This window comes from Bradyrhizobium tropiciagri (assembly GCF_018130505.1).
Taxonomy (GTDB): Bacteria; Pseudomonadota; Alphaproteobacteria; order Rhizobiales; family Xanthobacteraceae; genus Bradyrhizobium; species Bradyrhizobium tropiciagri_B.
In genome coordinates, this window is record NZ_JAFCKH010000008.1 from 294,231 (window position 1) to 319,458 (window position 25,228).

The window sequence follows — 25,228 nt, forward strand, 5'->3', positions numbered from 1 at the left end:
TTTCATTCTTGATTGTGCGTCACCACCCCAGAGTCTAGGTGAACTCGACCGTGATGCCTATTCGTCGAGGCAGAACGCTGGAAGCCCGGGCGGCCTTTGTTCCCAGCCCGCGTCGCTCAACCGCAGGGCCCTGCTCTAACTTGATGCACGCCCCTGTAACGCCCCGTTAACCCTGTCAGCCTTAGGGTCGTCGGGGCTCCGAATGGACGGTGGTCGGGTTGCGGTGATGTCGTTTGCACAGAAGAAAACTTCCGTCGTCCCCGTTGCGGAGGAGCGGCGGCGCTTCCAGCGCGTCAAGGTGCACCTGCTCGGCCGCTACATGCTGCCCGACAGGCGCGAGTTTCCCTGCCAGATCATCAATATGTCCCCGGGCGGCCTGGCGCTGCTGGCGCCCGGCATCGGCAATGTCGGCGACCGCGTGATCGCCTATCTCGATCACATCGGGCGGGTCGAGGGCCGCATCACCCGGATCATCGACAACGGCTTTGCGATGACGATCGGCGCCACCGCGCGCAAGCGCGACAAGCTCGCCGCCCAGCTTACCTGGCTCGCCAACCGCGATATCCTCAATCTGCCTGAGGATCGCCGCCACGACCGTATCGTGCCGCGCAACCCGATCGCCCTGCTCACCCAGGAAGACGGCACGCGGATGACCTGCCGCATCATCGACCTCTCTTTGTCCGGCGCCGCGATCGCCGCCGAGAACCGCCCGCCGCTGAAGTCGCTGGTGATGCTCGGCAAGGTGCAGGCCCGCGTGGTGCGAAACCTCGAGGAAGGTTTTGCGCTCGAGTTCGTCCACGAGCAGGCCGCGGAAACCCTCGAAGAGAGCGTTACCGCGAGGTAAAGCGGAAGCCCGCTCAAAACCCTCGATTTTCGCCTCGCGAAGGCGGCCTCCGGTGCTCCGGTGGCCGCCTTCGACGCATTTAGGCGGCCGATTCAGCGGTTAACACCGGAACCATTTACGGCGGCAAACCGCGCTGGAACAGCGATTGCCGCGTTAATGCATAAAATTTGAATCAATTGCAGATGTTTCAAATTTTACGCGAATTCGATTCAAGTACAGATCGAATTCGCCGCAGCTTTTACCAGTATTCGCGTCAAATCTACTTTTGACACTTAGCGGCGGCGCAAATTCTTTGTGCGAAACGTGGTCCCAACAAGAAAAACGGGGGCTACGATGTTTGGGTTCAGGGGACAGGGGAAAGGTTTGGCGGTTGCCGCCATCCTGTTTGCGACGTGCGTGTCGGCCAAGGCCGGCGACGTGGTCTACGCCAGCCTGGGGGACGTTGCGCGTTCGCCGATCGGCTGGGTCGAATTCTGCACCGAGAATCCCGGCGATTGCCGCGGCGGTGCGACACAGCCCCGCGACATCGTGATGTCGCAGACCGCCTGGCGCGACCTCGTGCGGGTCAACAAGTGGGTCAACGAGACCGTCAAGCCGATGACCGACATGGATCATTGGGGCGTGATCGAGAAATGGTCGTTGCCGACCGACGGCTACGGCGACTGCGAGGACTACGTGCTCCTGAAGCGCAAGATGCTGATGGATGCCGGCTGGCCGCGCGAGGCGCTGTTGATCACGGTGGTCCGCGACAAGAAGGGCGAAGGCCACGCGGTGCTGACGGTGAAGACCGACAAGGGCGAGTTCGTTCTCGACAATCAGAACGAGAGCATCGTCGCCTGGACGGACACCGGCTACCGCTTCGTCAAGCGGCAATCGCAGAGCGATCCCAATGTGTGGGTCTCGCTCGGTGACAGCCGCCCGGCAATTTCAACGGCAAGCTCGCGCTGAGCAGAAGGATTTGTAGGTTACGCGACCCGGTCACATCCCCACCCCTCCCCGTCCCAGACCGGTTCGCGCGCGGCCAGGCATCCCCCAATGCCTGGCCGCACCTTTTTTTGAGGGGCGCCGCGACAACGCACTGAAAGCGCTTGAAGCACGGGACGGGAATTCCGTTCGACCAGACATTGGAAGGCGCACGCGCAGCAAACCGCCGTTGACGGCGACTCGCTGGTATACTATAGTTTACTCGTGATCGTTCGCAAAACCGATGTATTCGAGAGCTGGCTCAACCAGCTCCGCGATGAGCGCGCTCGAGCCCGCATCCAGATCAGGATTGACCGGGTTGAACTGGGCCTCATGGGGGACGTCAAGTATTTCGACGGCATCGGCGAATTGCGCATCGACTACGGCCCCGGATACAGGGTCTATTTCGTTCAGCGTGGCAAGACCATCGTCATCCTGCTCTGTGGCGGCGACAAGTCGTCCCAGAAGCGTGACATCTCGAAGGCCAAGGAACTTGCCAAGGAGACACGATGACCAAGACCACAAAGTGGGATAGTGCCGACTATCTCAATACTCCAAAAGCCATTGCCGCCTATCTGGAAGCGGCCTTTGAGGACGGGGACCCTAAGGTTATTTCCCACGCACTCGGCAATGTCGCGAGAGCAAAAGGTCTGCCGCAAATCGCGAAGCATATAGGGATCACAAAAGCCGGCCTCTACAAGGCCCTCAGCAAGGATGGGGACCCACGGCTGAGCACCTTTCTTGGCGCGCTTCGCGCCATGGGATTTGAACTGAAGCTGAAAAAGGCAGCGTAGCGGACGGCCGAAACAGCGCTCTGCATCTCGGTTGCTCGCCACGTCATAGTTTCCCTTACCGCCTTATCCGGCAGTCCTGGCGCAAACTTGACAATCCGGTCGGCGCGAGATTGAATTGAATTCAATTTAGCGAGGGAGTGATGGCCGCTGCCGGCCTTGGAACACGAGACAAACTGATCGCGGCGGCTCAGGAAGAGCTCATTCAAGGCCACGGTCATCTCGAAATGCAGGCTGTCGCCAGACGCGCGCGTGCATCGGTCGGGCTCGCCTATCACCACTTCGGATCGAAGGCGGGCCTGATCGCTGGCGTCGTCGAGGCGTTCTACGACCAGCTCGACGGGGTCGCCTTCAGCGGCGCCAAACTGCCCGCGGCGAGCTGGGCGGACCGGGAGAAGGCCCGGATCGGCGCCTATGTCGCGTTTCACTACGACCACCCGTTTGCGCCGCTCGTGATCGGACCACTGAGCCGGGCGCCCGAGGTGCTCGACGTCGAGATTGCCTTCACCGGCCGGCAGCTCGCCGGCGGGGCGCGGATGCTTGAGGCGGCGCAGCGCGACGGCATCGTTCGCGATGACATCGACCCGCATCTCACCATCGCGCTGATGATCGGCGGCATCCGCCAGGCGCTGATCGGCGCGCTGACCGTCGAGCGGCGACCCGATCCGGCCAAGCTCACCGACGATATCTGGGCCTTCATGGCCGCCGCGCTGCGCCTGCCCGCGAAGACCAAAGCCGGACCGCGCCGCCGCGGCTGATGTTCAGCAAGAAGTCAAAGAGCGAAGGCCATCATGTTCAATCCACACGATTTTCACGCGCCGCAATCGTCCTACACCAAGCAGGATCTGCTGCGATCGAGCCAGGGCGGCTATTTCGGCCCGGGCAATGCGCAGCTGCCGGCGCCGCCGATGCTGATGATGGATCGCATCACCGAGATCAGCCTGGCCGGCGGCGCATTCGGCAAGGGCCATATCGTCGCCGAGCTCGACATCGCGCCCGGTCTCTGGTTCTTCGCCTGCCATTTTGCCGGCGACCCGGTGATGCCGGGCTGCCTTGGCCTCGACGCGATGTGGCAGATCATCGGCTTCTGGCTCGGCTGGTCCGGCTCGCCGGGCAAGGGCCGCGCTATCGGGGTCGGCGATGTGAAGTTCAGGGGGCATATCACACCGGACGTCAGGCGGGTCCGCTACGAGGTCGACATGCGCCAGGTGCGGCGTGGCAGACTGGTGCTGGGGATCGCCGACGGCCGCGTGCTGGCCGACGAGGCCTGCGTCTACGTGGCCCGGGAGATGCGAGTCGGCCTGATCGCGCCGGCTGAATGAGGCCTTTCGGGGGTGGAATGGTAGCCCACCTCCCCCCCAAAAGTCCCAATTTGGAACAGGAGCCCATTGAATTCGCGGCGGATTTCGCCGCCGGCAGGCCTGCTTTGCCCGAATCCCGGTTTTGCCGCTGCCTTGGTTGTGGTAATCGGAACCATTCAATTGATCTCCGGTTTCTCGTCGCATGGTCGAGCTTGCCTCCGGGAATACGCAGTTGAGCAGCCGCATCGGCGTGCAGCCGATCGCGATCGGCGCCGTCGCGCTGGTGCTCGTGCTGTTCGGAATCGGCTCGATCGCGATGTACCGCGCCTTCAGCGGCAACACCCCCGAGACCGACCGCGCGGTGGCCGCGCGTCAGCTGCAGGCGAAGACCGCACAGGTCTCCGAAGCCCTGGTCGAGAAGACCAAGGGGCTCGAGGTGACCCAGCAGGAATCGATCGACCAGCTGCAGGAAGTGCAGGACCAGCTGCAAACCATGCGCCGGCAGCTCGCCGTCCAGCAGGCCGACAACAAGAAGCTGTCCGAGCAGGTCGCCACGCTGACCGAGCAGGTCGAAGGTCTGCGCCAGGCGCAAGCGAATGCGCAGGCCAATGAGCCGGCCGCCGAGCCCTCGCCGCGCAAGCGTTCGAAGGTGCGCAGCTCCTACCGCAAACGCCACCGCTCGCGCGGCTGATCGCGCCTCGCAGTGCCGACACCAAGGGCTGAAATCCCGCAAGAATACGGGCATTTGAAGCCTTGTCCCTCGCCCGGGTGCGGCCCGCATTTTCGTCAACGCCCGCTAAGGGGAATTAATCGCGGACTTTGTGAACTGGTTCACATATCGGCATTCGAATCCGAGTCATCCTTAACTCACCGGATGGCGTGAGCCGATTTCAAGGTCCGGGGCTGGCAAGGTCGTTGACGGTATACTACGTCGACGGCCTTGTTTTTTTCCGCTCGGTCTCCTCCTCGCAGGCTGGTGATTTGCCAGCCATCGGCTTTGTTTGCTGAATGCCGCCTCCTTGAAATTCCGCAGGAGGACGTTGATGAGTGCCGACCCGGTTCTTACCCAGGATGTCATCGGACTGACCAAGCCCGCGCCGGTCTCGCGCCGCGGCTTCATGACCGCGTCAGCCGCCGTCGCCGCAGGCTACACCCTGGCCGCGGGCCCGGTGCGGGCTGACGTGATCAAGACCGACACCAACGGCCTCACGGCCGGCGAGGCCAGGATCAAGGTGGCCGAGGGCGAGATGCCGGGCTATTTCGCGCGGCCGACCGGCGTCAACAATCCGCCCGTGGTGCTGGTCGCGATGGAGATCTTCGGCCTGCACGAATACATCAAGGACGTGACGCGCCGGCTCGCCAAGCTCGGCGCCCTCGCGGTGGCGCCTGATTACTATTTCAAGGGCGGCGACCTCACCAAGATCACCGATATCCCGCAGCTGATGCCGATCGTGAACGGCAAGGCCGATGCGGAGCTCCTCGGCGACCTCGACGCCACCGTGGCCTGGGCGAAATCGGAGGGCGGCGACACCTCGCGCCTTGGCATCATCGGCTTCTGCCGCGGCGGTCGCACGGTGTGGGAATATGCGGCACACTCCACCGCGCTGAAGGCCGGCGTCGCCTTCTACGGCCCGCCGGTCGATCCGCCCAACCCGCTCTGGCCGAAGAGCCCGATGCAGCTCGCGCCCGAGATGAAGGCGCCGGTGCTCGGCCTCTATGGCGAGGCCGACACAGGCATTCCGGTCGCGAGCGTCGAGGCGTTCAAGGCGGCGCTGGCCGCCAACAAGAAGACCGCCGAGTTCAAGATTTATCCCGGCGCGCCGCACGGCTTCCACGCCGACTATCGCGCCAGCTACCGCAAGGAAGCGGCCGAGGACGGCTGGAATCAGATGCAGGGCTGGCTGAAGAAATACGGCGTGCTCGGCTGACCGCGCCAGCGTTCACGGCGCGGCAGGCGTCTTCGCTGACGGGCTACTCGGCGCGATCGCGCGAGACGCGATCGCTCCGCGACCGCAATCGCGCGAGCTTCGGCTCGAGGTCGTGCAGCATCCAGATCAACGCGACCGCCAGGCTGAGCACGACGCCCATGAACAGCAATGTCAAATCAGGAATGGTCAGCATCTCTCATATCCTTTGAGGCCGACTCCAATCGCAGCCGGGCCGTTTAACTTCGTGACGCGTTCACACAGATCCCCCGCAATACATGCTGCAATACGATGCAAGCCGCATACCATTGCGCAGCGGCCCCGGCGTCGGAACACCGGGGCCGCAGCAATCGTTCCAAGACCATCAGCATGGCGATCCGATGGACCGGCCATGCGCTGAAGGATGGGCTCAGTTGCAGACCTGCACGGGGCGGACCCGCCATCCGTACGGCGTCATGACGCTGCGGCGAACGACGTAGCAGCCGCCGTAATCGCCATAGCCGTAACCGTAGCCAGCGTCGTACGGATAGCCGCCATAATAGTCGTCATAATAGCCGCCATAGGCACCGTACGCGCCGTAGGCAAGGCCGAGGCCGATGGCCGTCGCCGCCAGCGGATAACCATAGCCCCAGCCGCGACGGTAGTAGCCGCCACGCCAGCCACCGCCGTGCCAACCGCGGCCGGCCCATCCGGCGCCGCCGCCGATCGCAGCCGCGCGGAAGCCGCCACCATATCCGCCGCCGCGGAAGGCCGGACCGGCACGGAAGCCGCCGCCAAAACCGCCGCCACGGAAACCGCCACCACCGAAGCCGCCGCCGTGAAATCCGCCACCGCCGCCGCGGAAGCCGCCGCCACCGCCGCCAAAGCCGCCACGCGCCGACGCGGCGTCGACCGTGAGCAGACCGACCGTAGCCGTCGCCATCAAGGCAATCATCGTTTTACGCAACATCACCCGTTACTCCTCCTGAAGAAGAAATCGTCCGGCGCTCCCTGCGCCCGATCATGCTAACCCAATGTAGGACCGCGACTTCCCGCCTGCGCGCTTTGTCGCGCTCACATCTGCGCGACCCGCGTTTAACCTGTTGGCGGCATCATCATCCTAGCAACCGCGACAGATACCCTTCAACCGGTGGTCGACCGAACGGTTCTCATCTTCGATGGTCTTGTCGATGCTCTGCCCCGAGGCTGAGCCGGTGGTGACGCCCTCGCCGCTGTTCGGCCGGCCCGAGGACTGGGCGGTGCCCGCGCTGTTGGTGCCGGGCGCCGTGAGCTGCGGCGCGGCCGTGCCGGAGGTGGCTGACGATGAGGGGCTTCCACCGGTGCCGGTGCCTTGAGCGAAGCCGGCGGCGGGCGGCAGCAGAATCGCGATTGTCGCGAGCGCGGTGGTGACGGATAATTTGCGCATTGGAATTCTCCCTTGCGGGCTCAACCATTCCGCAAGACGGCAGTTCCTGAGGGAGTCCTGAAGGCATTGGAGCAATGCGCCTTGCGCAAGCTGATCGAATTCGACGACGACACGTTCGACAAGCTGAAGCAGCTTGGACGCGACCGCATGGCGACGCTGCAGGAGCTCGCCGACGAGGCCTTCGCCGATCTCTTCAAGAAGCACGGTATCCCGATCGACCTGAAGGACGCGCTGCGCAAGAGCGCGAAGCTTCAGGACGCAGCGAAGCATGACGTCGCGCCGCCGAAGCGGGCACGCAAGCAGGGCCGCAAGGCGTAAAGCCGCCTCGACCGATCTGCGTCAGCCGATCTTCTTCAGACCCGCTTTATACTGCGGCCCCCTGATGGCGTAGGACTTGGCCGGCCGCGTCATCTGTTCGATCTGGGCGGCCTCGAGCGTGCGGATCGCGCGGGCCGGGGCGCCGATGATCAGCGAATGCTCGGGAAATTCCTTGCCTTCGGTGATGACCGAGCCGGCGCCAACGACGCTGCCGCGCCGGATCCGCGCGCCGTTCATCACGATCGATCCCATCCCGATCAGCACGCCGTCTTCCAGCGTGCAGCCGTGCACGATCGCGTTGTGGCCGATGGTGACGTCGTTGCCGATGACGAGCGGAAAACCGGGATCGACATGCAGCGTCGAATTGTCCTGGACGTTGGAGCCCTCGCCGATCTCGATCCACTCATTGTCGCCGCGCAGCACCGCACCGAACCAGACGCTCGCGCGCGGCTTGAGCCGCACCTTGCCGATCACGACGGCGGTGTCGGCGATGAAGTAGTTGCCGTCAGCGGGAAGATCGGGCCCCTGCCCGTCGAGCTCGTAGATCGCCATGCATGTCTCCTGGAAGCGTTTTCGAGCGAAGTGGATACCGGTTCGCGTGAAGAAAACGCGTCAAAACTTGAACCGCGCCGACCTTGGCACGGCGGCCGATGGGCTTTCAAGCGAGGATCGGATCTTCCGCTTTGCGGATCAGGTCAGCACGCCGGCGGCGCGCAGCGTCATCAGGAAGAAGGTACCGGACATCAGGCTCCAGAAGCCGGAGATGATCGTCGCCATCATCACGAATTCGAAGCGGCGGCGCTCGATGCGCGCACCGCGCAGCGTATTGCGCATGATGATGAAGGGCGCAGCGAACACGAGGAATGGAACTGCGGCGAAGGTCCTCGGCGCCGCGCCCTGCTGCAGCAGGCCGAACCCGGCCGGCCGCTCGGCCATGACCTGGTAGCCGCTCGCCAGGGCTCCGGCCAGCGCAAAACCGATGAACAGCGAGAACATGGAATTCATTGTGTCGGGGGACATCGGCACTTCCGCTACGCAACAGGCCACTGCCGCCTGCTTCGCAAAATTGCAGGCCCGCCGCCACACCATCCTTAAGGAAAGGTTAACGGCACGCGGTCGCCTGCGCGATGACGCATGGCCGACGGTTTGCGGATTCCATTGGAATCATACGGAAATCCGCTACCCCGTGGCATAGTCGGCAAGTGATTCGGCTACCTCCGACCCGGTCCCTGCCCTGCTCATGACGCTTCTTTCGACGGCCCAGCATCTCGCCCGCGACACCCGCCGCAATCCACGCGCGCACCTCGTTCCGATCATCCTGTCGGCGGTCATCGCGGCCGGTGCGGTTGCGGTCGTCGCCTACCTGCTGTGGCCGACATACACGACCGCCGCAGCGAGCGATCCGTCTCGGCTGCCGGTCAGCGTCGGCGGCACGCTGTTCAACGTGCCGACGCTGGCGGTGCGCATGAAGATCCAGCGCCACTCCGGCCCGCAGGAGCGCGTCGATCTCAGCTTCCTCTATCCGTCGCTGGGAGCCCCGACCGCGCCGAAGCACTACAGCGCCGATACGGTCGAGGACAAGGTGCAGCCGATCGACCGGATCTTCGTGTCGATCTCCGCGCATCACGATTCACTCGCACCCGAGGCGCGGCTGCGCACGATCTATCCGCGCTATTTGCAGGACGCCGCGAGCACCGATGACGAGCTGACGAAGCGCGCGTTCCGCGACGGCTCACCCTATGCCGGCGAGGATCTGTTCACCGCCGTCGAGCCGGCGCTGACCGCGCGCTGCACGCGCGATGCCGAAACGCCCGGCATGTGCCTGAGCGAACGGCGCGTCGAGGGCGCCGATCTGACCTTCCGTTTTCCGCGGGGCTGGCTTGCGCAATGGCGCGACATCGCCACCGCGATGGATCGCCTCGCCGCGCAGATGCACAGCGCGAAGGGCTAGCACCAATACCGAGTTGAGTTCGTAGGGTGGGCAAAGCGAAGCGTGCCCACCATTCTCGCACTGCTCGTGATGGTGGGCACGGCGCTTCGCGCCTTTGCCCACGCTACGACCGAGCAAATGGCTTACTCGGCCAGGTCTTCTTCCAGGATCGCCATCTGGAACTGGAACGAGCGATCCTCGTCCTCGTCATCGACGAACAGCACGCCGATGAATTCCTCGCCGATATAGACCTCGGCCGAGTCGTCCTTCTTCGGCCGCGGCACCACGCGAATCTTGGGATTGCCGAATACGCGTTTGAGATACGCGTCGAGCTTCCTGACTTCCTGAACGTCCACGGCAGTCTCCAATCGTGTCGGTGATTTTCCGGGGAGTTTTTAGGACGGGACGGCACAGACCGCCAGAGCCTTTTCAGGCTCCGGCAACGCGAAATTACGCGCCTTGCGCCGTCAAAGCACGATACGAATTCAAAGTCCGATGGCGTTGAGCATCTGGTCCATGGTGCGCGACGGCTCGGCGCAGCCGGCCTCGCCGACAATCTTGGCGGGAACACCGGCCACGGTGACGTTATGCGGCACCGGCTTGACCACCACCGAGCCGGCCGCGATGCGCGCGCAATGGCCGATCTCGATGTTGCCGAGGATCTTCGCGCCCGCGCCGATCAGCACGCCATGACGGATCTTGGGATGACGATCCTCGTTCTCCTTGCCGGTACCGCCGAGGGTCACGCCATGCAGGATCGAGACGTCGTCGTCGATCACGGCAGTCTCGCCGCAGACGAAACCGGTGGCATGATCGAGGAAGATGCCGCGGCCGATCCGCGCCGCCGGATTGATGTCGGTCTGGAACACCGCCGACGAGCGGCTCTGCAAATAGAAGGCGAAATCCTTGCGGCCCTTCTGATGCAGCCAGTGCGCCAGGCGATGGGTCTGCAGCGCGTGAAAACCCTTGAAGTAGAGCAGCGGATCGATGAAGCGCGCGGTCGCGGGATCGCGGTCGTAGACGGCGACGAGGTCGGCGCGGAAGGCGTTGCCGAGATCGGGGGTGTCGCGCAGCGCCTCGTCATAGGTCTGGCGGATCAGATCGCCCGACAGCGCGGAGTGGTCGAGCCGCTCGGCAATGCGATGCACCACCGAATCCTCGAGACGTTCGTGATGCAGCACGGTGGCATAGATGAAGGAGGCCAGTTCCGGCTCGCGCCGGACAATGTCTTCCGCCTCGCTGCGGATGCGATCCCAGATCGGATCGAGCGCCGCAAGCTTGCCCCCCTGCGGATTGACCTGATGAACTGCCATGGCTGCTCTCGCAATTCGATTGTTCGGCTGTGCGTTATAGCACGGTGGATCGAGCGCGTCGCCGGACGGCTCGGTACAGTAAACCCCAGCCGAACGCCCCCCGGCGGGCGTCTAAGGCAAGTGGTCGGGATTTTGCCGAAATCAAGCCGTCCTTTTGCAACTATTGGCGGATTTCGTCCCCGCCGTAGTTTTGGGCATGGTCGGCCCCAATGCCGGGGGGTAACGTCATCAACACGCAGATTTTACGCGCGCGCCTGACCGATACACGGTCGGTCTGGATCGCCACCATTGCCATTCCGCTCCTGCTGCTCGCGCCCGCCTTCTGGAACGGCTATCCGCTGCTCCAATGGGATACCGGCGGCTACCTGGCGCGCTGGTATGAGGGATATCTGGTGCCGAGCCGATCCACGGTGTTCGGCATCTACCTGCATCTCGGCGAGCGGTCGGGCTTCTGGCTCAATCTCGGCATCCAGACCCTGGCGACGTTGTGGATCCTACAGCTCGTGCTGCGCGTGCTCGACCTCGCCCGGCCGATCAGGCTGGTCGCGATCAGCCTGGCGCTGATCCTGACCACCGCGCTGCCCTGGCTCGCGAGCATGCTGCTGACCGACATCTTCGCCGGCCTGTCGGTGCTTGCGCTGTTCGTCCTCGTGCTGCACGGCGAGAAGATCTCGACATTGGAGAAGGCCGCGCTGTTCGCCTTCACGGCGTTCTCGGCCGCTTCGCACAGCGCGACGCTCGCGGTGCTGCTCGGCCTGTGCTGCGTCGGCTGGATCGCCCGCCCGTGGCTGCGCCGGCAGCTCCCGCTGGCCGGCCTCGTGCAGGGCAGCCTCACCATCGTCGCCGGTGCGGCGATGCTGCTGACGGCGAATATCGCGCTGTCGGGACAGTTCGCCTGGACGCCCGGCGGCTACGGCGTCCCGTTCGGCCGCATGCTGCAGGATGGCATCGTCGCGCAATATCTGCGCGATCACTGCGCCAAACAGAACCTGAAGCTCTGTCCCTATCGCGACAAGCTGCCGCCGACCGCCGACGACTTCCTGTGGGGCAACAGCATGTTCAACACGCTCGGCCGCTTCCAGGGGCTGAACGACGAGATGGGCTTCATCGTGCTGCACTCGCTCGCCGAATACCCGGCATGGCAGGCCGAGGCCGCGCTGATCGCAACGGCCGATCAGCTCGCACATGTCGCGACCGGCGAAGGCGCCAGCGGCTGGATCCCGCACACCTACGGCATCATCGAGCGCTATATCCCGGCGCAGCTCGCGCCGATGCGCAAGGCCAAGCAACAGCAATGGCAGCTCGATTTCACCACGGTCAACCGCATCCACGTCCCGATCGCGCTGGCCTCGATGCTGGCGGTCGCGCTGCTGTTCGGCCACGGCCTGTGGCGGCGACGGCGCGATGACCTCACGCTGCTTGCAGGCACGGTCACCCTCGCGCTGCTCGGCAATGCCTTCGTCTGCGGCGTGATATCCGGCCCGCATGACCGCTACGGCGCGCGCATGGTCTGGGTCGCGACCTTCGTGATGCTGATCGCAGCCGCGCGCGCCTTTGCCAGGGATGACGACGCCGAGGACCTAGGGTCGCCGTGACAGGAAGTCGATGACGCCGGTCTTGTAGACCTTGTCGCCGACCGCGCGCATGTGATCCCGGTTCGGGATATCGAGCACCTCCGATCCCGGAATGATCTTGCCGAGCGCGAAGGCCGAGCCGGCGATCTCGTCGTTGCTGCCGACCGCGATCAGAACCGGCACGCCGATGCCGCCTGCCTCCTCGCGCGTCATCAGGCGGCGCGATCCGCGCAGGCAGGCGGCGAGCGCGCGGCGGTCGGAACGGGTCTGGTCGGCAAAGGCGCGGAAGGTGCGGCCGACCGGATCGGTGACCTCGTCGAGCGAGGCCGCTTCCAGCGCGATAGCGACGTTCTCGCCGGGGCCGCCGCCCTCGATCAGCCCGATGCCGATGCCGCCGAGGATCGCGGAACGCAGCCGATCAGGCTGCTCAAGCGCCAGGATTGCGGTCATCCGCGAGCCCAGCGAATAACCCATGACGTCGGCGCGTGCGATTTTGAGATGATCCATCAGCGCGATCACGTCGCTCGCCATGATCGCGATCTCATACTGCTCGGAATCGTAGAGTTTTGCGGAATCGCCGTGGCCGCGATTGTCGAGCGCGATGACACGCCGGCCGGCCTTGACGAGGTCCGACACCCAGGTCGGATAGATCCAGTTGACGTTCTTGCTCGACGCAAAGCCGTGCACGAGCACGATCGGCTCGCCCTCGCCTTCATCGATATAGGCAATCTCAACATCGCCGTGATGGAAACTCGGCATCATGCATTCCGTTTCTTCTTGGGGAATTTTGGAATTGGCGATCGAAGGCCGACCGCAAGCTTAGCCCTGGACGGCAGCGCCCGCCAGCGCGGCCTGGGCCGCCGCCTGCTGCCTGAGACGGCGCGCCTTGCTGCGCCTGAGCCACCACGCGGTGGCCCGCTCGGTGGTCGCCTTGATCGAGGAGAGGAATCCGAACAGCGTCAGCAGCGCGCCGAACAGCCACATCGTCAGATTGAACGCCCCAGTGGCGAGCAGCAGCGCGCCGCGGCCAAGCAGCTTCAGGATGGCGCGGGTCTGGCCGCCCTTCGCTTCGGCAATGCGGGCCGCACGCGCGAGCTCCTTCGGGTTCTCCGCGACCTTCAGCGTGTCGCGCGCGGCGCGAATGCCGGCCGCCTCACCGATGCGCCCCACATCCTTGGCGACGCGCACCAGCGCGCCCGCCTTCTCGGCACGGAACGCGGCGCGGATCGCGCCCGCGGTTTCCGTCGGCCGCAGCACCGAGCCGGATGCGACGGCTTCTTTCAGTGCCGGCCCGTCGACGACGTCGCGCGTCGAGCGTCCGGCCCATGCGATCAGCCCCTCGCTCAGCCGTCCCGCCTTGCGGGTGTCCTTGACCAGCGTCAGCCCGGCGCGCAGCGGCCCGGCACCACCGAGCGAGACATAGGTCGCCGCCGTCACCGCGAGCCCGGCGGTCGCCAGCCCCAGCACCAGATGGTCGGTATCCTCGCCCATCGCCAGATGCTTGCCCTCGCGCACGACATCCCTGATGTCGCCGAACACGAACAGATCGCCGGCGACCGTGCCGGACAGGCTGGCGACGTCATCGGCATTGCCAGTCACCAAACCGGTGGCGAAGCCCTTGGCGAAATGGACGGTCGACCCCTGCTCGGCGACCGCATCATTGACGCGCTTGGTAAGGTCGTCGCCGAGCGCGATATTCCTGTCGCGCGCCAGTTCGACGAAGCTTGCGGCAAGATCGGCGTCATTGGCGGCGAGCGCCGCCTCGACATTGTCGGAAATCAACTTCGGGTTGTTGCGCAGGGCCGAATTGATCCTGAGATCGGCGAGCGCGGACGGATCGTCCTGCGCCGCCAGCACGGTGCCGGCGTCGCGGGCATGCGGCCAGACGGCCGCGCCCAGCGCAGCGCTTGCTGCGATGGCGGCTACCGCGAGGCTGACACGCACCCGGTCCATCACGAAAAAACCTCTAGTTTAACTCGCCTTGGAAACAGTGTGCCGTTTTTGCGACACAACGGCTCCGACCAAAGGAGGGCTTCTCTGGGACGACAAGATTGTGTCGAATTTGCATGAGCAAATGGGCCGTCGGGGCTCTAGGAATCAACAGTTCCCGCCAGTATGGTGCGCGGCATTTCACGATGCCGCATGCTGCTGATTGTGTTTGCTCATTGTTGCTACCAAGGTGAGAATATGTCCGACCACGTCGTCCCGCACTTCCATAACGACGCCGGAGTCTCGGTGATCGAGATCGGCTCGCAGGAGTTCATGTGCGTGGGCGCCAACCCGCCGTTCGACCATCCGCACGTGTTCCTCGACCTCGGCAACGACAACGAGATCATCTGCCCGTACTGCTCGACGCTGTACCGCTTCGCATCCGACCTTGCGCCCGGCGAGGCCCGCCCGCCGGAATGCGTGCTGAAAGACCGGGTCGCCTGACCTGACGCGCCGTGGCGCTGACGCGAACCGTCATCGTAGCCGGCGCCGGGATCGGAGGACTGACGGCGTCGCTGACGCTGGCGGCGCAGGGTTTTCACGTCATCGTGCTGGAGAAGGCGGAGCGGCTCGAGGAGGCCGGCGCCGGCATCCAGCTCTCCCCCAATGCCAGCCGCATCCTGGTCGAGCTCGGGCTGAAGGAACGGCTTGCGCAGCGCGCGGTAACGCCGGAAGCGGTCGCCGTCATGAGCGCGCGCGCCGGCGGCGAGATCACGCGGATGCCGCTCGGCGAGGCCGCAGCGCTCCGCGCCGGATCACCCTATTGGGTGATCCACCGTGCCGACCTGCAGGCTGCGCTGCAGGACGCGGTGAACGATCATTCCGCCATCGACCTCCGCCTCGGCTGCCAGTTCGAGGACGTCACCAAACACGCCGAAGGGCTCACCGTGGTCCAGCGCCGCGGCAATGCACGACAGCAGGAACTGGCTACGGCGCTGATCGGCGCTGACGGCATCTGGTCGTCGGTGCGCGGACATCTGTTTCCGGATGTGCAGCCAAGGTTCTCCGGCCTGATCGCCTGGCGCGGCACGCTGGAGGCCAGCGCTCTGCCGCGCGACGATGCCGCCCCGCGGGTGCGGCTCTGGATGGGGCCGAATGCGCATCTCGTCGCCTATCCGATCTCGGCCGGCCGCCAGATCAATGTCGTCGCGATCGTTTCCGGCACCTGGAACCAGCCGGGCTGGAGCGCGCCCGGTGAAGCCAGCGAGGTCAAGGACGCATTCGCCGGGTCGCTCTGGCCCGCGAGCGCGCGGACGCTGATCGGCGCGGTCGACGGCTGGCGCAAATGGGCGCTGTTCACCCTGCCCGATCTCGGCCGCTGGAATGAAGGTGCGGTGGCGCTGCTCGGCGACGCCGCGCATGCGATGCTGCCGTTCGCCGCACAGGGCGCCGGCATGGCGATCGAGGACGCGGCGGTGCTTGCCAAGGCGTTGCGCGACAGCCGCGGCGAAGACGGCTCGGGGATCGCGTCCGCGCTACAGCGCTACGCCGAGATGCGGCGCCCGCGCGTCCTGCAGGTGCAGCGCCTCGCGCGACAGCAGGGGCGCATCTATCACCTGCGCGGACCGGCCGCGATCGCGCGCGACCTGTTCATTCGCGCCATCGGGCCGCAGCGCATGCTGGCGCGGCAGGACTGGATCTACGACTGGCGGGCGTGAGGCTACGGTCTCGACCGTGAGCCCCGGTGCAGCGCTTACCGCTGCGGCCGCGTGCCTTTCGCGGCGGGAGCCGGAGGGGGCGCGGGGGACGGCGTCGCTGCCGCGGTTTGCGGCGGGGTCTCGTGGCACCTGCTCTTGCGCCAGGCCTCCTCCAAGAACTTCTGCTGACCGTGGATCGCGATCAGCTCGTTCCGATAGGCCAATTCCGACACCACGGCACCGCCGACGCCGGTCTGGGCCTTGGCCATCAACGCTTCCTGACTGGCGGCGCGGCTCGCCAGACCCTTGCGCTCGGTCTCGAGCTGACCGCAGTCATAGAGATCGTATTTGGCCGGATCGGCGAAGGCCGACGACACGCTGTCACCGATCTGCGCACAGCCGGCGACGCCCGCGGCCGAGGCGAGCAGCGCGACGACGGCCGCCGCGCGCGACAGGCTGCAGCGGCGTGGAAAACGAACGGACATGCGGCTTTCTTATTCGGACAGTGTTGAGATTGCCTAAAGCAGCCACAGATGTCGGGATTGAGGCTGCATCGCGGCACACGCCGTTATCGGCGCAAGTCGCATCCGGCGCAACCCACCTCCGGCAGGCGAATTCATACGCGTGAGTTTTGTATTGGCGGAAGGAGGTAGTGGAAGGTAGATTGCAGGCAATGCGGGCATGGCGGAATTGGTAGACGCAAGGGACTTAAGCTTTTGAGTGCCCCCGGGGAAACCCGAGGTGCAGAACTGCTCAAACTCGGGGAAACCTTTCACATGGCAATCCCGAGCCAAGCGCCCAGCCGAACGGCTGGGGCGAAGGTGTAGAGACTAGACGGGCAGCATCTAAAGGCGTGAACGCGCCCATGATGAAGGTATAGTCCAGACCACAAACTAGCCTGAGCGCGAACGCGCGACGGCTTAGGCGGCGAAAGCCGTAGATGGTAAGAAAATCCCTCGGCTCGTAAGAGCTGTGCCGGTTCGAGTCCGGCTGCCCGCACCATTAGTTGAAATCGGTTATGGTAATGCCTGCATATTTCTCCGACCAGCAACGGCCACCGCGTCCCCGTACAAACGAAACGATCGAACCTGCTGTCTGGGGCGGGATTTATGCGATCGTTTCAGCCCGCCTTGCGGACGGGTCGTTCGGCTATACGTTTCCGGAGACTTGTTCCGATGGATACGGAGTCATCGGGCACGATAACCGCGCCATCGACCTTATGGTCAAGGCTCAGCATCCGGACATGCCGTATCCACTGCCCCTGGACGATACGCCAGACACCTTGGCCATCCTTGATTTCATCGAGTTCGTGGCCGCTTCAATTGCCAAGCCGATCGAGGGAAGTTTTCATTCCTTCTTCCGCCACCACCACCTGAGTTTCGACAGGGAGGAAGGGCTGCGGGAGTTTGTCGACGCGATAAACGGCATCTTCGCGCGCAATGGCGTGGCCTTCGAACTGACCTCCGAGGGCCAAGCAAGGCGGGTGCTGACGACTGAACTGCAGTACCTCTTTGCAACCACGTCGTTTCATTCGGGCGACGCCGAGACGGATCGGCTGCTCGAAGAGGCACGCGCGCAATTCACGTCGCCGCATGAAAACGTTCGCCGGGAAGCGCTTGAGAAAATTTGGGATGCTTTTGAGCGCATCAAGACGCTCGAAAGCGGAAAGGACAAGCGTGAGCAGGTAACCCGGCTTCTCAATCGCGTCGCAAGCGGCAAGTTCCGCCAGGCACTTGAGAACGAGGCCCGTGAATTGACCGAGATCGGCAATTCCTTCCGCATTCGGCATTCCGAGACTTCGCAGGAGCCGCTCACAGCATCGAGCCAGGTCGACTATCTCTTCCATCGGCTGTTTTCGTTTCTTCGGCTCGTACTGACTTCGACAAAACGTGCCAGCTAACGGTGGTGGCTCCATGGTAGACATTATTGGTTTCGACGACGCGATGAAGGCGGCAGGCGAAAACCCATCCCTAATGATCGCCAATGGATTCTCGATAAAGTATTTCCGGTACGCCAATCTTCTTGAGAAAGCCGGGCTGGACGAAGGAAGTCCGTTACGTGCTCTTTTTGGCGCACTGTCGACGTTCGATTTCGAGGTTGTCATTCGAGCGCTAGAAGATGCGGCGCTCGTCGAGCGAGCCTATAGCAAAGAAAAGCGCGCGGAACTTCTAGCGTCAGAGGCTGACAAGCTTCGTGGTGCGCTAGTTCATGCGGTAAGGGTCACCCATCCAAAGCACCGCGAAGATATCGCCGATCAAATCCCGGCTTGTGTCAAGTTTCTCTCACAGTACGATACAATTTTTACTCTGAACTACGACCTGCTGCTGTACTGGGTGATATTGGAGAACACCAAACAATTCAAAGACGGATTTGGGCTCGCGGAGGACCGGAACGGCTTTCGCTGGCCGTTCAAGACCGATGCTCATTGCAACATCTACAATCTTCACGGCGGCCTTCATCTATTCAAGACCGAAGATGACGAACTCGAAAAGCGAATTGACCAAGGGAGCGGCGTGATCGATGCAATCGCCTCGACGATCACGCAGGCCAAGCGTCTGCCTTTGTACGTGGCCGAAGGCACCTCGGCTCAGAAGCTCGCGCGGATTTATGCGACGCCGTATCTAAGGCATTGCTACGAGATGCTTAAGTGCAGCGAGAGCGCTTTCTTTGTCTACGGGCATTCCGCAAGCCCAAATGATGCACACATCTACGATGCACTGTTCAGTTCCGACATCAGCCACCTTTATTTCTGCGTCCATAAACCCACGGCCAACGTCGAAGAAATCGATGGCGAACTCTCGCGCCATCAGAAGCGGAATGGCTCTCAGATCGGCTATACGCTCGTCGATTCTGAGACGGCGAATGTTTGGGGCTAGTCGCTTCGCTGGCATCATTGAATTGCCCTGACGCCCAATTCGTTTCAGAGCCACATCTCACGGACCTCGATTGCTGCGACCTACGGTGCACTCCGTGGCTTCAGAGCAAGGTCCGTTGGACCGCATGAACGGTTTCCCGAACCTTCGGTCCGCCGCGCGTCCCTGTCAGACCGGGTGATACCTCACCAGAACGCGGTGCATTTCACGCGTTAACGTTGCGTTAGATTCTCGTAACATACACTGGTTGCACGATCCCGAGACGCAAGTCGCGCAGAGTTCGGCTGGTACTGCGATTCCCGTTGAAATGCTTGACCTTGGCACAAAGCTAACCGAGGCGAACGGGCGACCTTCCGGATTCGACTATCTCAGGATTCTCCTCGCCGTCGCGGTGGTGTGTCAGCACAGCATGAACACCACGATGGGGATGAGCAGGACCTACGAGCTGCTCTCCGGCCCGCTCCGCGCGCCGGTCGCGATCATCCTGCCGATGTTCTTCGCGCTCAGCGGCTTCCTCGTCACGGGCAGCCTGCTGCGCTCCAGGAGCCTGATCGGATTTGTCGGCCTGCGAATCCTGCGGATCGCTCCTGCACTCTGCGTCGAAGCCTGCATCGTGGCGCTGTTGCTGGGACCGGCGCTGACGAGCTTCGATTGGCGCGACTATTTTGCCGATCCGGCGTTCTACGCCTATTTCCTCAACATCGTCGGCGACATTCAATACACGCTGCCGGGGCTGTTTCTCGACAACCCGGTGCCCGAGACGGTGAACAGTCAGCTTTGGACGGTTCCGTATGAGCTCAAATGCTATCTCGCTCTGGCTTTGCTCGCCGCATCAGGGCTGACGTCCCTACGCGTCGCCTATCTCGGATTTCTCATCCTGGTGCAGCTCTTCCTGCTGTCCTTGATGACCGACGCGCTGACCGCCACGGTGGATGGATCCGTGCTGGTCGGCTGCTTCCTGTCCGGCGTCGGATTCTACCTGTGGCGTGAGCGCATCCCCTACCATCACGGGATGGCCGCAGCCTGCCTCATCGCTTGCGCGATCCTGCTGCTGGTCAAGCGCGGGGATTTTCTGATTGCGGCACCGGTGACGTATCTCACCTGTTACCTCGGCCTCGCCAATCCTCCGCGGCTGCGCCTGTTGTCCAGCGGTGACTACTCCTACGGCATGTTCCTGTATGGCTATCCGATTCAGCAGGCGCTCTCATCGTTCGGGCCGGCCTTCTGGCACTGGTGGATCAACATCGCGATCTGCGTGCCGTTGTCGCTGCTCGTCGCGATCTGCTCCTGGCATCTCGTCGAAAAGCGCGCGCTTGGCCTGAAGGCAGCGGTGACCGCAGCGGAGAACATCATTCTCAATCGATGGAAATTCGTCGGCTTCTGGCGCAAGCCGATTGCCCGCCTCTCCGATTGAGGCAAGCCGGCCACGATTGCCTTGTTTCGGACATGAGACGCGCAAGCTCTGCCGGCCGGGAACCAGTTCACCGCAAAAATGTTGTCATGCAGCAATTGGAGCATGACGATGGTGAACGAGCATCCTTCCGAGGAGCAGGCAGCAAGCAAACGCGATCCGCGCAAGGCTGAGCCCAGCGTGAAACCGGACCGGCCGCAAGGCGGACCACCGTTCCAGGATGGCCTTGAGCAGCTGCGCGACAGCCACACCTGAGAACCGGAACAGCGCGCAAAGGAAAATGGCCGGGGCAACGCCCGGCCATTTGTGTTGCGTGAAGCTTGTCGGCTAAGGCGCTTCGCGGCGCTCTACTCCGACTTGTCGATGTTCCAGAAGATCGGCGTGGCCGGACCGTCGAGCACGCCGGTCAGCGACTTCCGCCATGCGCTCGGGACCGTGTACTGGCCGAGCGGAATGTAGATCACCTGATCGTAGGCCTCGGTCTGGATCTCGGCAGCGATCTTCTTCTTCTCCTCGGCCGAGCCGGCGCGCGCGAACTTGTCGCGCAATTCCTCGATCTTCGGATCATCGGCCCAGCCGAACCAGCCGCCGTTCTTGCCGCGCCCGGTGATCGATGCGTTGACGATCGGATCGGACACGTCGGCCGCGACCCAGTTGGTGAAGAACATGTTCCAGCCGCCTTCCTTCGGCGGCTTCTGGCTGGCGCGGCGGGTGACTACGGTCTGCCAATCGGTCGCCTGCAGATCGACCTTGAAGCCGGCATCGCGCAGCTGCTGCGCCGCGACGATCGGCTGCGCCTTCAGCGTGGTGACGTCGCCCGGGGCCATGATCACGACGGGCGTGCCGTCATAACCCGACTCGGCCAGTGCCTTCTTGGCCTCGGCGAGGCCGTTGCCCTTCACCAGCGTCTCGGCACCGACGTCGGTCTCGAGCGGCGTGCCGCAGACGAAGAAGGCGCCGCAGATCTGCTGATACTTGGCGTTGCCGACCAGCGCGTCGAGCACGTCCTTCTGGTTCATCGCCAGGAACGCGGCGCGCCGCACCTTCGGATTGTCGAACGGCGGGTAGAGGAAGTTCATGCGCCCGAGGGTCTGGAAGCCGAACTTGTTCAGCACCTCGATCTTGAGATCCTTGTTCGCTTCCAGCACCGGCAGCATGTCGAACGGCAGCTGCTCCAGGAAATCGATGTCGCCGGACTGCAGCGCGTTCACCGCGGTCTGCGCGTCGGCCATCGTGATCCACTCGACGCGGTCGACCTTGACGACCTTGCCGCCCGCGGTCCAGCTCGCCGGCTCCTTGCGCGGCAGATAGTCCTTGTTCTTCTCATAGACCGCCTTCACGCCCGGCTGGAATTCGCTCTGCACGAACTTGAACGGGCCGGAGCCGATCTGCTCCGGAATCGGCTTGTCCGGCGGCGTCTCCGCGAGGCGCTTCGGCATCATGAACGGCACGCGCGACGACGGCTTGCCGATCGATTCCAGCACCAGGCCGTAGGGCTCCTTCAGCTTCAGCGTGATGGTCTTGGCGTCGGTGGCCTCGAGGCTCGCGACGAAGTCCATCAGCTTCTGGCCCATGCCGTCGACCTTGCCCCAGCGCTTGAGCGAGGCGACGCAGTCTTCCGCCGTCACCGGCGTGCCGTCATGCCACTTCAGTCCGTCGCGCAGCGTGAAGGTGTAGGTGAGCTTGTCGTCGGAGATCTTCCAGTCCGCCATCTGCGGCTGGATCTTGAAATTGGCATCGGTCGCGAGCAGCGTGTCATAGATCATGTAGCCGTGGTCGCGGGTGATGTAGGCCGTGGTCATGATCGGATCGATGACACGCAGATCCGAGTGCATCACCGCGGTGATGGTCTTGTCCGCGGCCATCGCCTGTGGCGATGCAAACGACAGCGCGAGCGCCGACAGCGCGGCTGCTATCGTGCGATGCTTCCAACGCGACATAGGCAACATGCATTTTCTCCTGACGTATGATTGGTCAAAGCCGGCTTATTCGTTATGCACGCGGTCCGTTATTTAGGCGGACTAACATGCTGTTGGGCTTGCGAAATCGAGATTTGCACCAAGCGTTGTGCGCGTCAATCGGTTTCGGGAAGATCGCACGTATACAAACGAATTGTGCGGCGCGCCCGGATTTTGTCTTTACAAATTCGCGCCCTCCGACTTTCGTATGCGTGCGCGCGGGCGCGGTCAGAACAACAACGAGAGAAACGTCATGAACCCAGCCAATCTTCCCTTTGATTCCGAAGCGATGCTGCAGGGCCTGCGGAGCTGGGTGGAATGCGAGAGCCCGACCTGGGACGCGTCCGCGGTCGAGCGCATGCTGGACCTCGCCGCGCGCGAGATGGCGATCATGGGTGCGACGATCGAACGCATCGCCGGGCGGCAGGGCTTTGCCGGCTGCGTCCGCGCCCGCTTTCCGCATCCGAAGCAGGGCCAGCCCGGCATCCTGATCGCCGGCCATCTCGACACCGTGCATCCGGTCGGCACCATCGAGAAGCTGCAATGGCGGCGCGACGGCAACAAGTGCTTCGGTCCCGGCATCTTCGACATGAAGGGCGGCAACTATCTCTCGCTGGAAGCGATCCGGCAGTTGGCGCGCGCTTCTTTCACGACACCGCTGCCGATCACCGTGCTGTTCACGCCGGATGAAGAGGTCGGCACGCCGTCGACGCGCGACATCATCGAGGCGGAGGCCGCGCGCAACAAATACGTGCTGGTGCCGGAACCCGGCCGTCCCAACAACGGCGTCGTCACCGGCCGCTACGCGATCGCGCGTTTCAACCTCGAAGCCACCGGCAAGCCGAGCCATGCCGGCGCGACGCTCGCCTCCGGCCGCTCCGCGATCCGCGAGATGGCGCGGCAAATTCTCGCAATCGACGGCATGACCACCGAGGACTGCACCTTCTCGGTCGGCATCGTGCATGGCGGCCAGTGGGTCAATTGCGTTGCCACCACCTGCACCGGCGAAGCGCTCAGCATGGCCAAGCGCCAGGCCGATCTCGACCGCGGCGTCGAGCGCATGCTGGCGCTGTCCGGCACCGCCAACGACGTGACGTTCAAGGTGACGCGCGGCGTCACCCGCCCGGTGTGGGAGCCGGACGCCGGCACCATGGCGCTCTATGAAAAGGCAAAGGGCCTCGCTGCGGCGATGGGCCTCGATCTGCCGCATGGCAGCGCCGGCGGCGGTTCCGACGGCAACTTCACCGGCGCGATGGGCATCCCTACCCTCGACGGCCTCGGCGTGCGCGGCGCCGATGCGCACACGCTCAACGAGCACATCGAAGTCGACAGCCTCGCCGAGCGCGGCCGCCTGATGGCGGCGCTGCTGGCGACGCTGGACTAGAGCGTGGCGGAAGCCAACGACGATTGGAGCGAGCTTCAGGCGAGACCGCCAATGCAGCTTTCCTCCAATTATCCGGCCGAAGGGGAAGAATATGAGCGTCGTTACCTGTGGCCGGGCCGCAATTCGCAGAGAAACGCCGCATGACAACAACTAACCTGATGGCTGGGGAGAACCGCACCGATGATCGGCAACGCGCTTGCCGATTGTCGCGTCGCGCGCGCAATCAGCATCAAGCTTCAGCACAGCATTTCCGGAGGGGCGAGACATGACAACTGAGACGTTGGCCAAGCCGGATCAGATTGCCCGAGAGTTGTGCGCCGCCGTCGAGCGGAATTTCGACGATCAGGTCGCGTTCCTGTCGCGCATGGTGCAGTTCCGCAGCCTGCGCGGACAGGAAGCGCCGCAACAAGTCTGGCTGGCCGAGCAGTTCGCAAAACGCGGCTACGACGTCGATGCGTTCAGCCTCGCGGACGTCAACCTGATGAGCCATCCGAAGGCTGCACCGATGGACGGCATCGATCTCGCCGGATCGAAGCAGGTCGTTGCGACCGTCAACAGCAAGGGCAGCGGACGCAGCCTGATCCTGCAAGGTCATATCGACGTTGTGCCGGAGGGCCCCTCGGACCTTTGGGACCACCCGCCGTTCGCAGCCGCGGTACGCGACGGCTGGATGTTCGGACGCGGCGCGCAGGACATGAAGGCCGGCGTCTCGGCGATGATCTTCGCACTCGATGCCATCAGAAGCGCCGGATATGCGCCGAACGGGCGCATCCATCTGCAGACCGTGACCGAGGAGGAAAGCACCGGCAACGGCGCGCTGTCGACGCTGATGCGCGGTTATCGTGCCGATGCGTGCCTCATTCCCGAACCCACCGGACATACGCTCACCCGCGCCCAGGTCGGCGCCGTCTGGTTTCGCCTGCGCGTGCGCGGCACGCCGGTGCATGTCGCCTATTCCGAGACCGGCACCAGCGCCATCCTGTCGGCGATGCACCTGGTGCGCGCGTTCCAGGATTACACCAGGACGCTCAATGCCCGCGCGCTCGACAACAGCTGGTTCCGCGGCGTCAAGAATCCGATCAAGTTCAACGTCGGCATCATCAAGGGCGGTGACTGGGCAAGCTCGACTGCGGCCTGGTGCGAGCTCGACTGCCGGCTCGGCCTGTTGCCGGGCGAGACGCCGCAAGAGGCGATGCGCGGCATCGAGGAATGCCTCGCCGACGCGCACAAGGCCGATGACTTCCTGTCCGACAATCCGGCCGAGCTGGTGTGGAGCGGCTTTCAGGCCGACGCCGCGGTGTGCGAACCCGGCAGCGAGGCCGAAGCCGTGCTTTCCGCCGCCCATCAATCCGTGTTCCAGGCTCCGATGGAGGAGCGCCTGTCCACCGCCGTCAACGACACCCGCTACTATTGTGTCGACTACGGCATCCCTGCACTCTGCTATGGTCCTTACGGCATCGGTCCACATGCCTTCAACGAACGCATCGAGCTCGACAGCCTTCGCAAGATCACGCAGAGCATCGCACTGTTCGTCGCCAACTGGTGCGGCGTGATGCGCGTATGACTGGATCATCGCTTCGCGCGGTGGTTCACGACGGAATATGCAATTCGA

The 25,228-nt window shown here is 63.8% G+C and carries 30 protein-coding genes; 19 read left to right on the plus strand and 11 right to left on the minus strand.

All coding sequences use genetic code 11. The features are described 5' to 3' along the window. The first annotated feature begins 226 nt into the window (after positions 1–226). The 8 genes from JQ633_RS21875 to JQ633_RS21910 all read left to right on the plus strand — a co-directional run bounded on the left by JQ633_RS21875 (position 227) and on the right by JQ633_RS21910 (position 5,827). Entirely contained in the window at positions 227–844 is a 618-nt protein-coding gene (locus JQ633_RS21875; RefSeq protein WP_211987133.1) for a PilZ domain-containing protein, read from the plus strand. A 333-nt stretch (positions 845–1,177) separates the two neighbouring features. Continuing rightward, on the plus strand, positions 1,178–1,792 hold the full coding sequence (locus JQ633_RS21880) for a transglutaminase-like cysteine peptidase (protein ID WP_211987134.1): 615 nt from the start codon (positions 1,178–1,180) through the stop codon (positions 1,790–1,792). A 240-nt stretch (positions 1,793–2,032) separates the two neighbouring features. Then, complete coding sequence (locus JQ633_RS21885) at positions 2,033–2,320, plus strand: type II toxin-antitoxin system RelE/ParE family toxin (protein ID WP_349631586.1); 288 nt, start codon at positions 2,033–2,035, stop codon at positions 2,318–2,320. Next, positions 2,317–2,601 carry an addiction module antidote protein gene (locus JQ633_RS21890; RefSeq protein ID WP_211987135.1) on the plus strand — a complete coding sequence of 95 codons (285 nt, stop codon included), beginning with the start codon at positions 2,317–2,319 and terminating at the stop codon, positions 2,599–2,601. The genes JQ633_RS21885 and JQ633_RS21890 overlap by 4 nt, the downstream gene beginning before the upstream one ends. 140 nt (positions 2,602–2,741) lie before the next feature. Beyond that, positions 2,742–3,356: a TetR/AcrR family transcriptional regulator gene (locus tag JQ633_RS21895; RefSeq protein ID WP_211987136.1), complete on the plus strand. Its 615-nt coding sequence runs from the start codon at positions 2,742–2,744 to the stop codon at positions 3,354–3,356. A 33-nt stretch (positions 3,357–3,389) separates the two neighbouring features. Beyond that, complete coding sequence (gene fabA / locus JQ633_RS21900; protein ID WP_211987137.1) at positions 3,390–3,920, plus strand: bifunctional 3-hydroxydecanoyl-ACP dehydratase/trans-2-decenoyl-ACP isomerase; 531 nt, start codon at positions 3,390–3,392, stop codon at positions 3,918–3,920. A 181-nt stretch (positions 3,921–4,101) separates the two neighbouring features. Next, positions 4,102–4,590: a hypothetical protein gene (locus tag JQ633_RS21905; RefSeq protein ID WP_211987138.1), complete on the plus strand. Its 489-nt coding sequence runs from the start codon at positions 4,102–4,104 to the stop codon at positions 4,588–4,590. A 427-nt stretch (positions 4,591–5,017) separates the two neighbouring features. After that, complete coding sequence (locus JQ633_RS21910; RefSeq protein WP_433995681.1) at positions 5,018–5,827, plus strand: dienelactone hydrolase family protein; 810 nt, start codon at positions 5,018–5,020, stop codon at positions 5,825–5,827. Between the two features lie 43 nt (positions 5,828–5,870). Here the strand turns inward: JQ633_RS21910 and JQ633_RS21915 are convergent, their stop codons facing one another. The 3 genes from JQ633_RS21915 to JQ633_RS21925 form a co-directional block, all read right to left on the minus strand. After that, entirely contained in the window at positions 5,871–6,020 is a 150-nt protein-coding gene (locus JQ633_RS21915; RefSeq protein WP_211987140.1) for a hypothetical protein, read from the minus strand. A 213-nt stretch (positions 6,021–6,233) separates the two neighbouring features. Then, positions 6,234–6,773 (minus strand): hypothetical protein, encoded by a 540-nt coding sequence (locus tag JQ633_RS35240; RefSeq protein WP_249159530.1) that lies wholly within the window; start codon positions 6,771–6,773, stop codon positions 6,234–6,236. 150 nt (positions 6,774–6,923) lie between these two features. Then, complete coding sequence (locus tag JQ633_RS21925; RefSeq protein ID WP_211987141.1) at positions 6,924–7,229, minus strand: hypothetical protein; 306 nt, start codon at positions 7,227–7,229, stop codon at positions 6,924–6,926. 81 nt (positions 7,230–7,310) lie between these two features. Here JQ633_RS21925 and JQ633_RS21930 point away from each other — a divergent pair, with 81 nt between their 5' ends. Next, positions 7,311–7,547 (plus strand): hypothetical protein, encoded by a 237-nt coding sequence (locus tag JQ633_RS21930; protein ID WP_211987142.1) that lies wholly within the window; start codon positions 7,311–7,313, stop codon positions 7,545–7,547. Between the two features lie 21 nt (positions 7,548–7,568). On the opposite strand, the gene JQ633_RS21935 is transcribed toward JQ633_RS21930, so the two are convergent. Both JQ633_RS21935 and JQ633_RS21940 read right to left on the minus strand, forming a co-directional pair. Next, the gene (locus JQ633_RS21935; RefSeq protein WP_211987143.1) at positions 7,569–8,099 is read right to left on the minus strand and encodes a gamma carbonic anhydrase family protein; all 531 of its coding nucleotides are present in this window, start codon (positions 8,097–8,099) and stop codon (positions 7,569–7,571) included. A gap of 138 nt (positions 8,100–8,237) precedes the next feature. Beyond that, positions 8,238–8,567, minus strand: a complete 330-nt coding sequence (locus JQ633_RS21940) for a DUF6949 family protein (protein ID WP_211987144.1) — start codon at positions 8,565–8,567, stop codon at positions 8,238–8,240. Positions 8,568–8,787: 220 nt separating this feature from the next. Here JQ633_RS21940 and JQ633_RS21945 point away from each other — a divergent pair, with 220 nt between their 5' ends. Then, the gene (locus JQ633_RS21945; protein WP_211987145.1) at positions 8,788–9,498 is read left to right on the plus strand and encodes a hypothetical protein; all 711 of its coding nucleotides are present in this window, start codon (positions 8,788–8,790) and stop codon (positions 9,496–9,498) included. 122 nt (positions 9,499–9,620) lie between these two features. On the opposite strand, the gene JQ633_RS21950 is transcribed toward JQ633_RS21945, so the two are convergent. Together JQ633_RS21950 and cysE are read right to left on the minus strand one after the other, a co-directional pair. Next, positions 9,621–9,833, minus strand: coding sequence for a DUF3126 family protein (locus JQ633_RS21950; RefSeq protein ID WP_211987146.1), 213 nt, complete (start codon positions 9,831–9,833; stop codon positions 9,621–9,623). A 129-nt stretch (positions 9,834–9,962) separates the two neighbouring features. Beyond that, entirely contained in the window at positions 9,963–10,790 is an 828-nt protein-coding gene (gene cysE / locus JQ633_RS21955; RefSeq protein ID WP_211987147.1) for a serine O-acetyltransferase, read from the minus strand. A gap of 209 nt (positions 10,791–10,999) precedes the next feature. Here cysE and JQ633_RS21960 point away from each other — a divergent pair, with 209 nt between their 5' ends. After that, the gene (locus tag JQ633_RS21960; RefSeq protein WP_211987148.1) at positions 11,000–12,385 is read left to right on the plus strand and encodes a hypothetical protein; all 1,386 of its coding nucleotides are present in this window, start codon (positions 11,000–11,002) and stop codon (positions 12,383–12,385) included. On the opposite strand, the gene JQ633_RS21965 is transcribed toward JQ633_RS21960, so the two are convergent. Beyond that, complete coding sequence (locus JQ633_RS21965) at positions 12,371–13,123, minus strand: alpha/beta fold hydrolase (RefSeq protein WP_211987267.1); 753 nt, start codon at positions 13,121–13,123, stop codon at positions 12,371–12,373. The genes JQ633_RS21960 and JQ633_RS21965 overlap by 15 nt on opposite strands. 60 nt (positions 13,124–13,183) lie before the next feature. Beyond that, the gene (locus JQ633_RS21970) at positions 13,184–14,317 is read right to left on the minus strand and encodes a hypothetical protein (protein WP_211987149.1); all 1,134 of its coding nucleotides are present in this window, start codon (positions 14,315–14,317) and stop codon (positions 13,184–13,186) included. Positions 14,318–14,551: 234 nt separating this feature from the next. On the opposite strand from JQ633_RS21970, the gene JQ633_RS21975 reads away from it, so the two are divergent. Both JQ633_RS21975 and JQ633_RS21980 read left to right on the plus strand, forming a co-directional pair. Then, a complete protein-coding gene (locus JQ633_RS21975; protein ID WP_211987150.1) occupies positions 14,552–14,797 on the plus strand; it encodes a zinc-finger domain-containing protein in 246 nt (81 codons plus the stop codon). Positions 14,798–14,808: 11 nt separating this feature from the next. Next, positions 14,809–16,011: an FAD-dependent monooxygenase gene (locus tag JQ633_RS21980; RefSeq protein WP_211987151.1), complete on the plus strand. Its 1,203-nt coding sequence runs from the start codon at positions 14,809–14,811 to the stop codon at positions 16,009–16,011. Positions 16,012–16,046: 35 nt separating this feature from the next. Here JQ633_RS21980 and JQ633_RS21985 read toward each other — a convergent pair whose 3' ends face one another. Then, positions 16,047–16,475 (minus strand): twin-arginine translocation pathway signal, encoded by a 429-nt coding sequence (locus JQ633_RS21985; protein ID WP_211987152.1) that lies wholly within the window; start codon positions 16,473–16,475, stop codon positions 16,047–16,049. Positions 16,476–17,014: 539 nt separating this feature from the next. Here JQ633_RS21985 and JQ633_RS21990 point away from each other — a divergent pair. From JQ633_RS21990 to JQ633_RS22005, 4 genes are all read left to right on the plus strand, one after another. Then, positions 17,015–17,890 (plus strand): AbiJ-NTD4 domain-containing protein, encoded by an 876-nt coding sequence (locus JQ633_RS21990; protein ID WP_249159532.1) that lies wholly within the window; start codon positions 17,015–17,017, stop codon positions 17,888–17,890. 13 nt (positions 17,891–17,903) lie between these two features. Beyond that, on the plus strand, positions 17,904–18,866 hold the full coding sequence (locus JQ633_RS21995; RefSeq protein WP_211987153.1) for a DUF4917 family protein: 963 nt from the start codon (positions 17,904–17,906) through the stop codon (positions 18,864–18,866). Positions 18,867–19,170: 304 nt separating this feature from the next. Next, the gene (locus JQ633_RS22000; RefSeq protein WP_211987154.1) at positions 19,171–20,277 is read left to right on the plus strand and encodes an acyltransferase family protein; all 1,107 of its coding nucleotides are present in this window, start codon (positions 19,171–19,173) and stop codon (positions 20,275–20,277) included. A 102-nt stretch (positions 20,278–20,379) separates the two neighbouring features. After that, complete coding sequence (locus tag JQ633_RS22005) at positions 20,380–20,529, plus strand: hypothetical protein (protein ID WP_211987155.1); 150 nt, start codon at positions 20,380–20,382, stop codon at positions 20,527–20,529. Positions 20,530–20,621: 92 nt separating this feature from the next. Here JQ633_RS22005 and JQ633_RS22010 read toward each other — a convergent pair whose 3' ends face one another. Next, complete coding sequence (locus JQ633_RS22010) at positions 20,622–22,223, minus strand: ABC transporter substrate-binding protein (RefSeq protein ID WP_211987156.1); 1,602 nt, start codon at positions 22,221–22,223, stop codon at positions 20,622–20,624. A 262-nt stretch (positions 22,224–22,485) separates the two neighbouring features. Here JQ633_RS22010 and JQ633_RS22015 point away from each other — a divergent pair, with 262 nt between their 5' ends. Both JQ633_RS22015 and JQ633_RS22020 read left to right on the plus strand, forming a co-directional pair. Continuing rightward, positions 22,486–23,616, plus strand: a complete 1,131-nt coding sequence (locus tag JQ633_RS22015) for a M20/M25/M40 family metallo-hydrolase (RefSeq protein ID WP_211987157.1) — start codon at positions 22,486–22,488, stop codon at positions 23,614–23,616. Positions 23,617–23,881: 265 nt separating this feature from the next. Continuing rightward, positions 23,882–25,180 (plus strand): ArgE/DapE family deacylase, encoded by a 1,299-nt coding sequence (locus tag JQ633_RS22020; protein WP_211987158.1) that lies wholly within the window; start codon positions 23,882–23,884, stop codon positions 25,178–25,180. Positions 25,181–25,228: the final 48 nt, after the last annotated feature.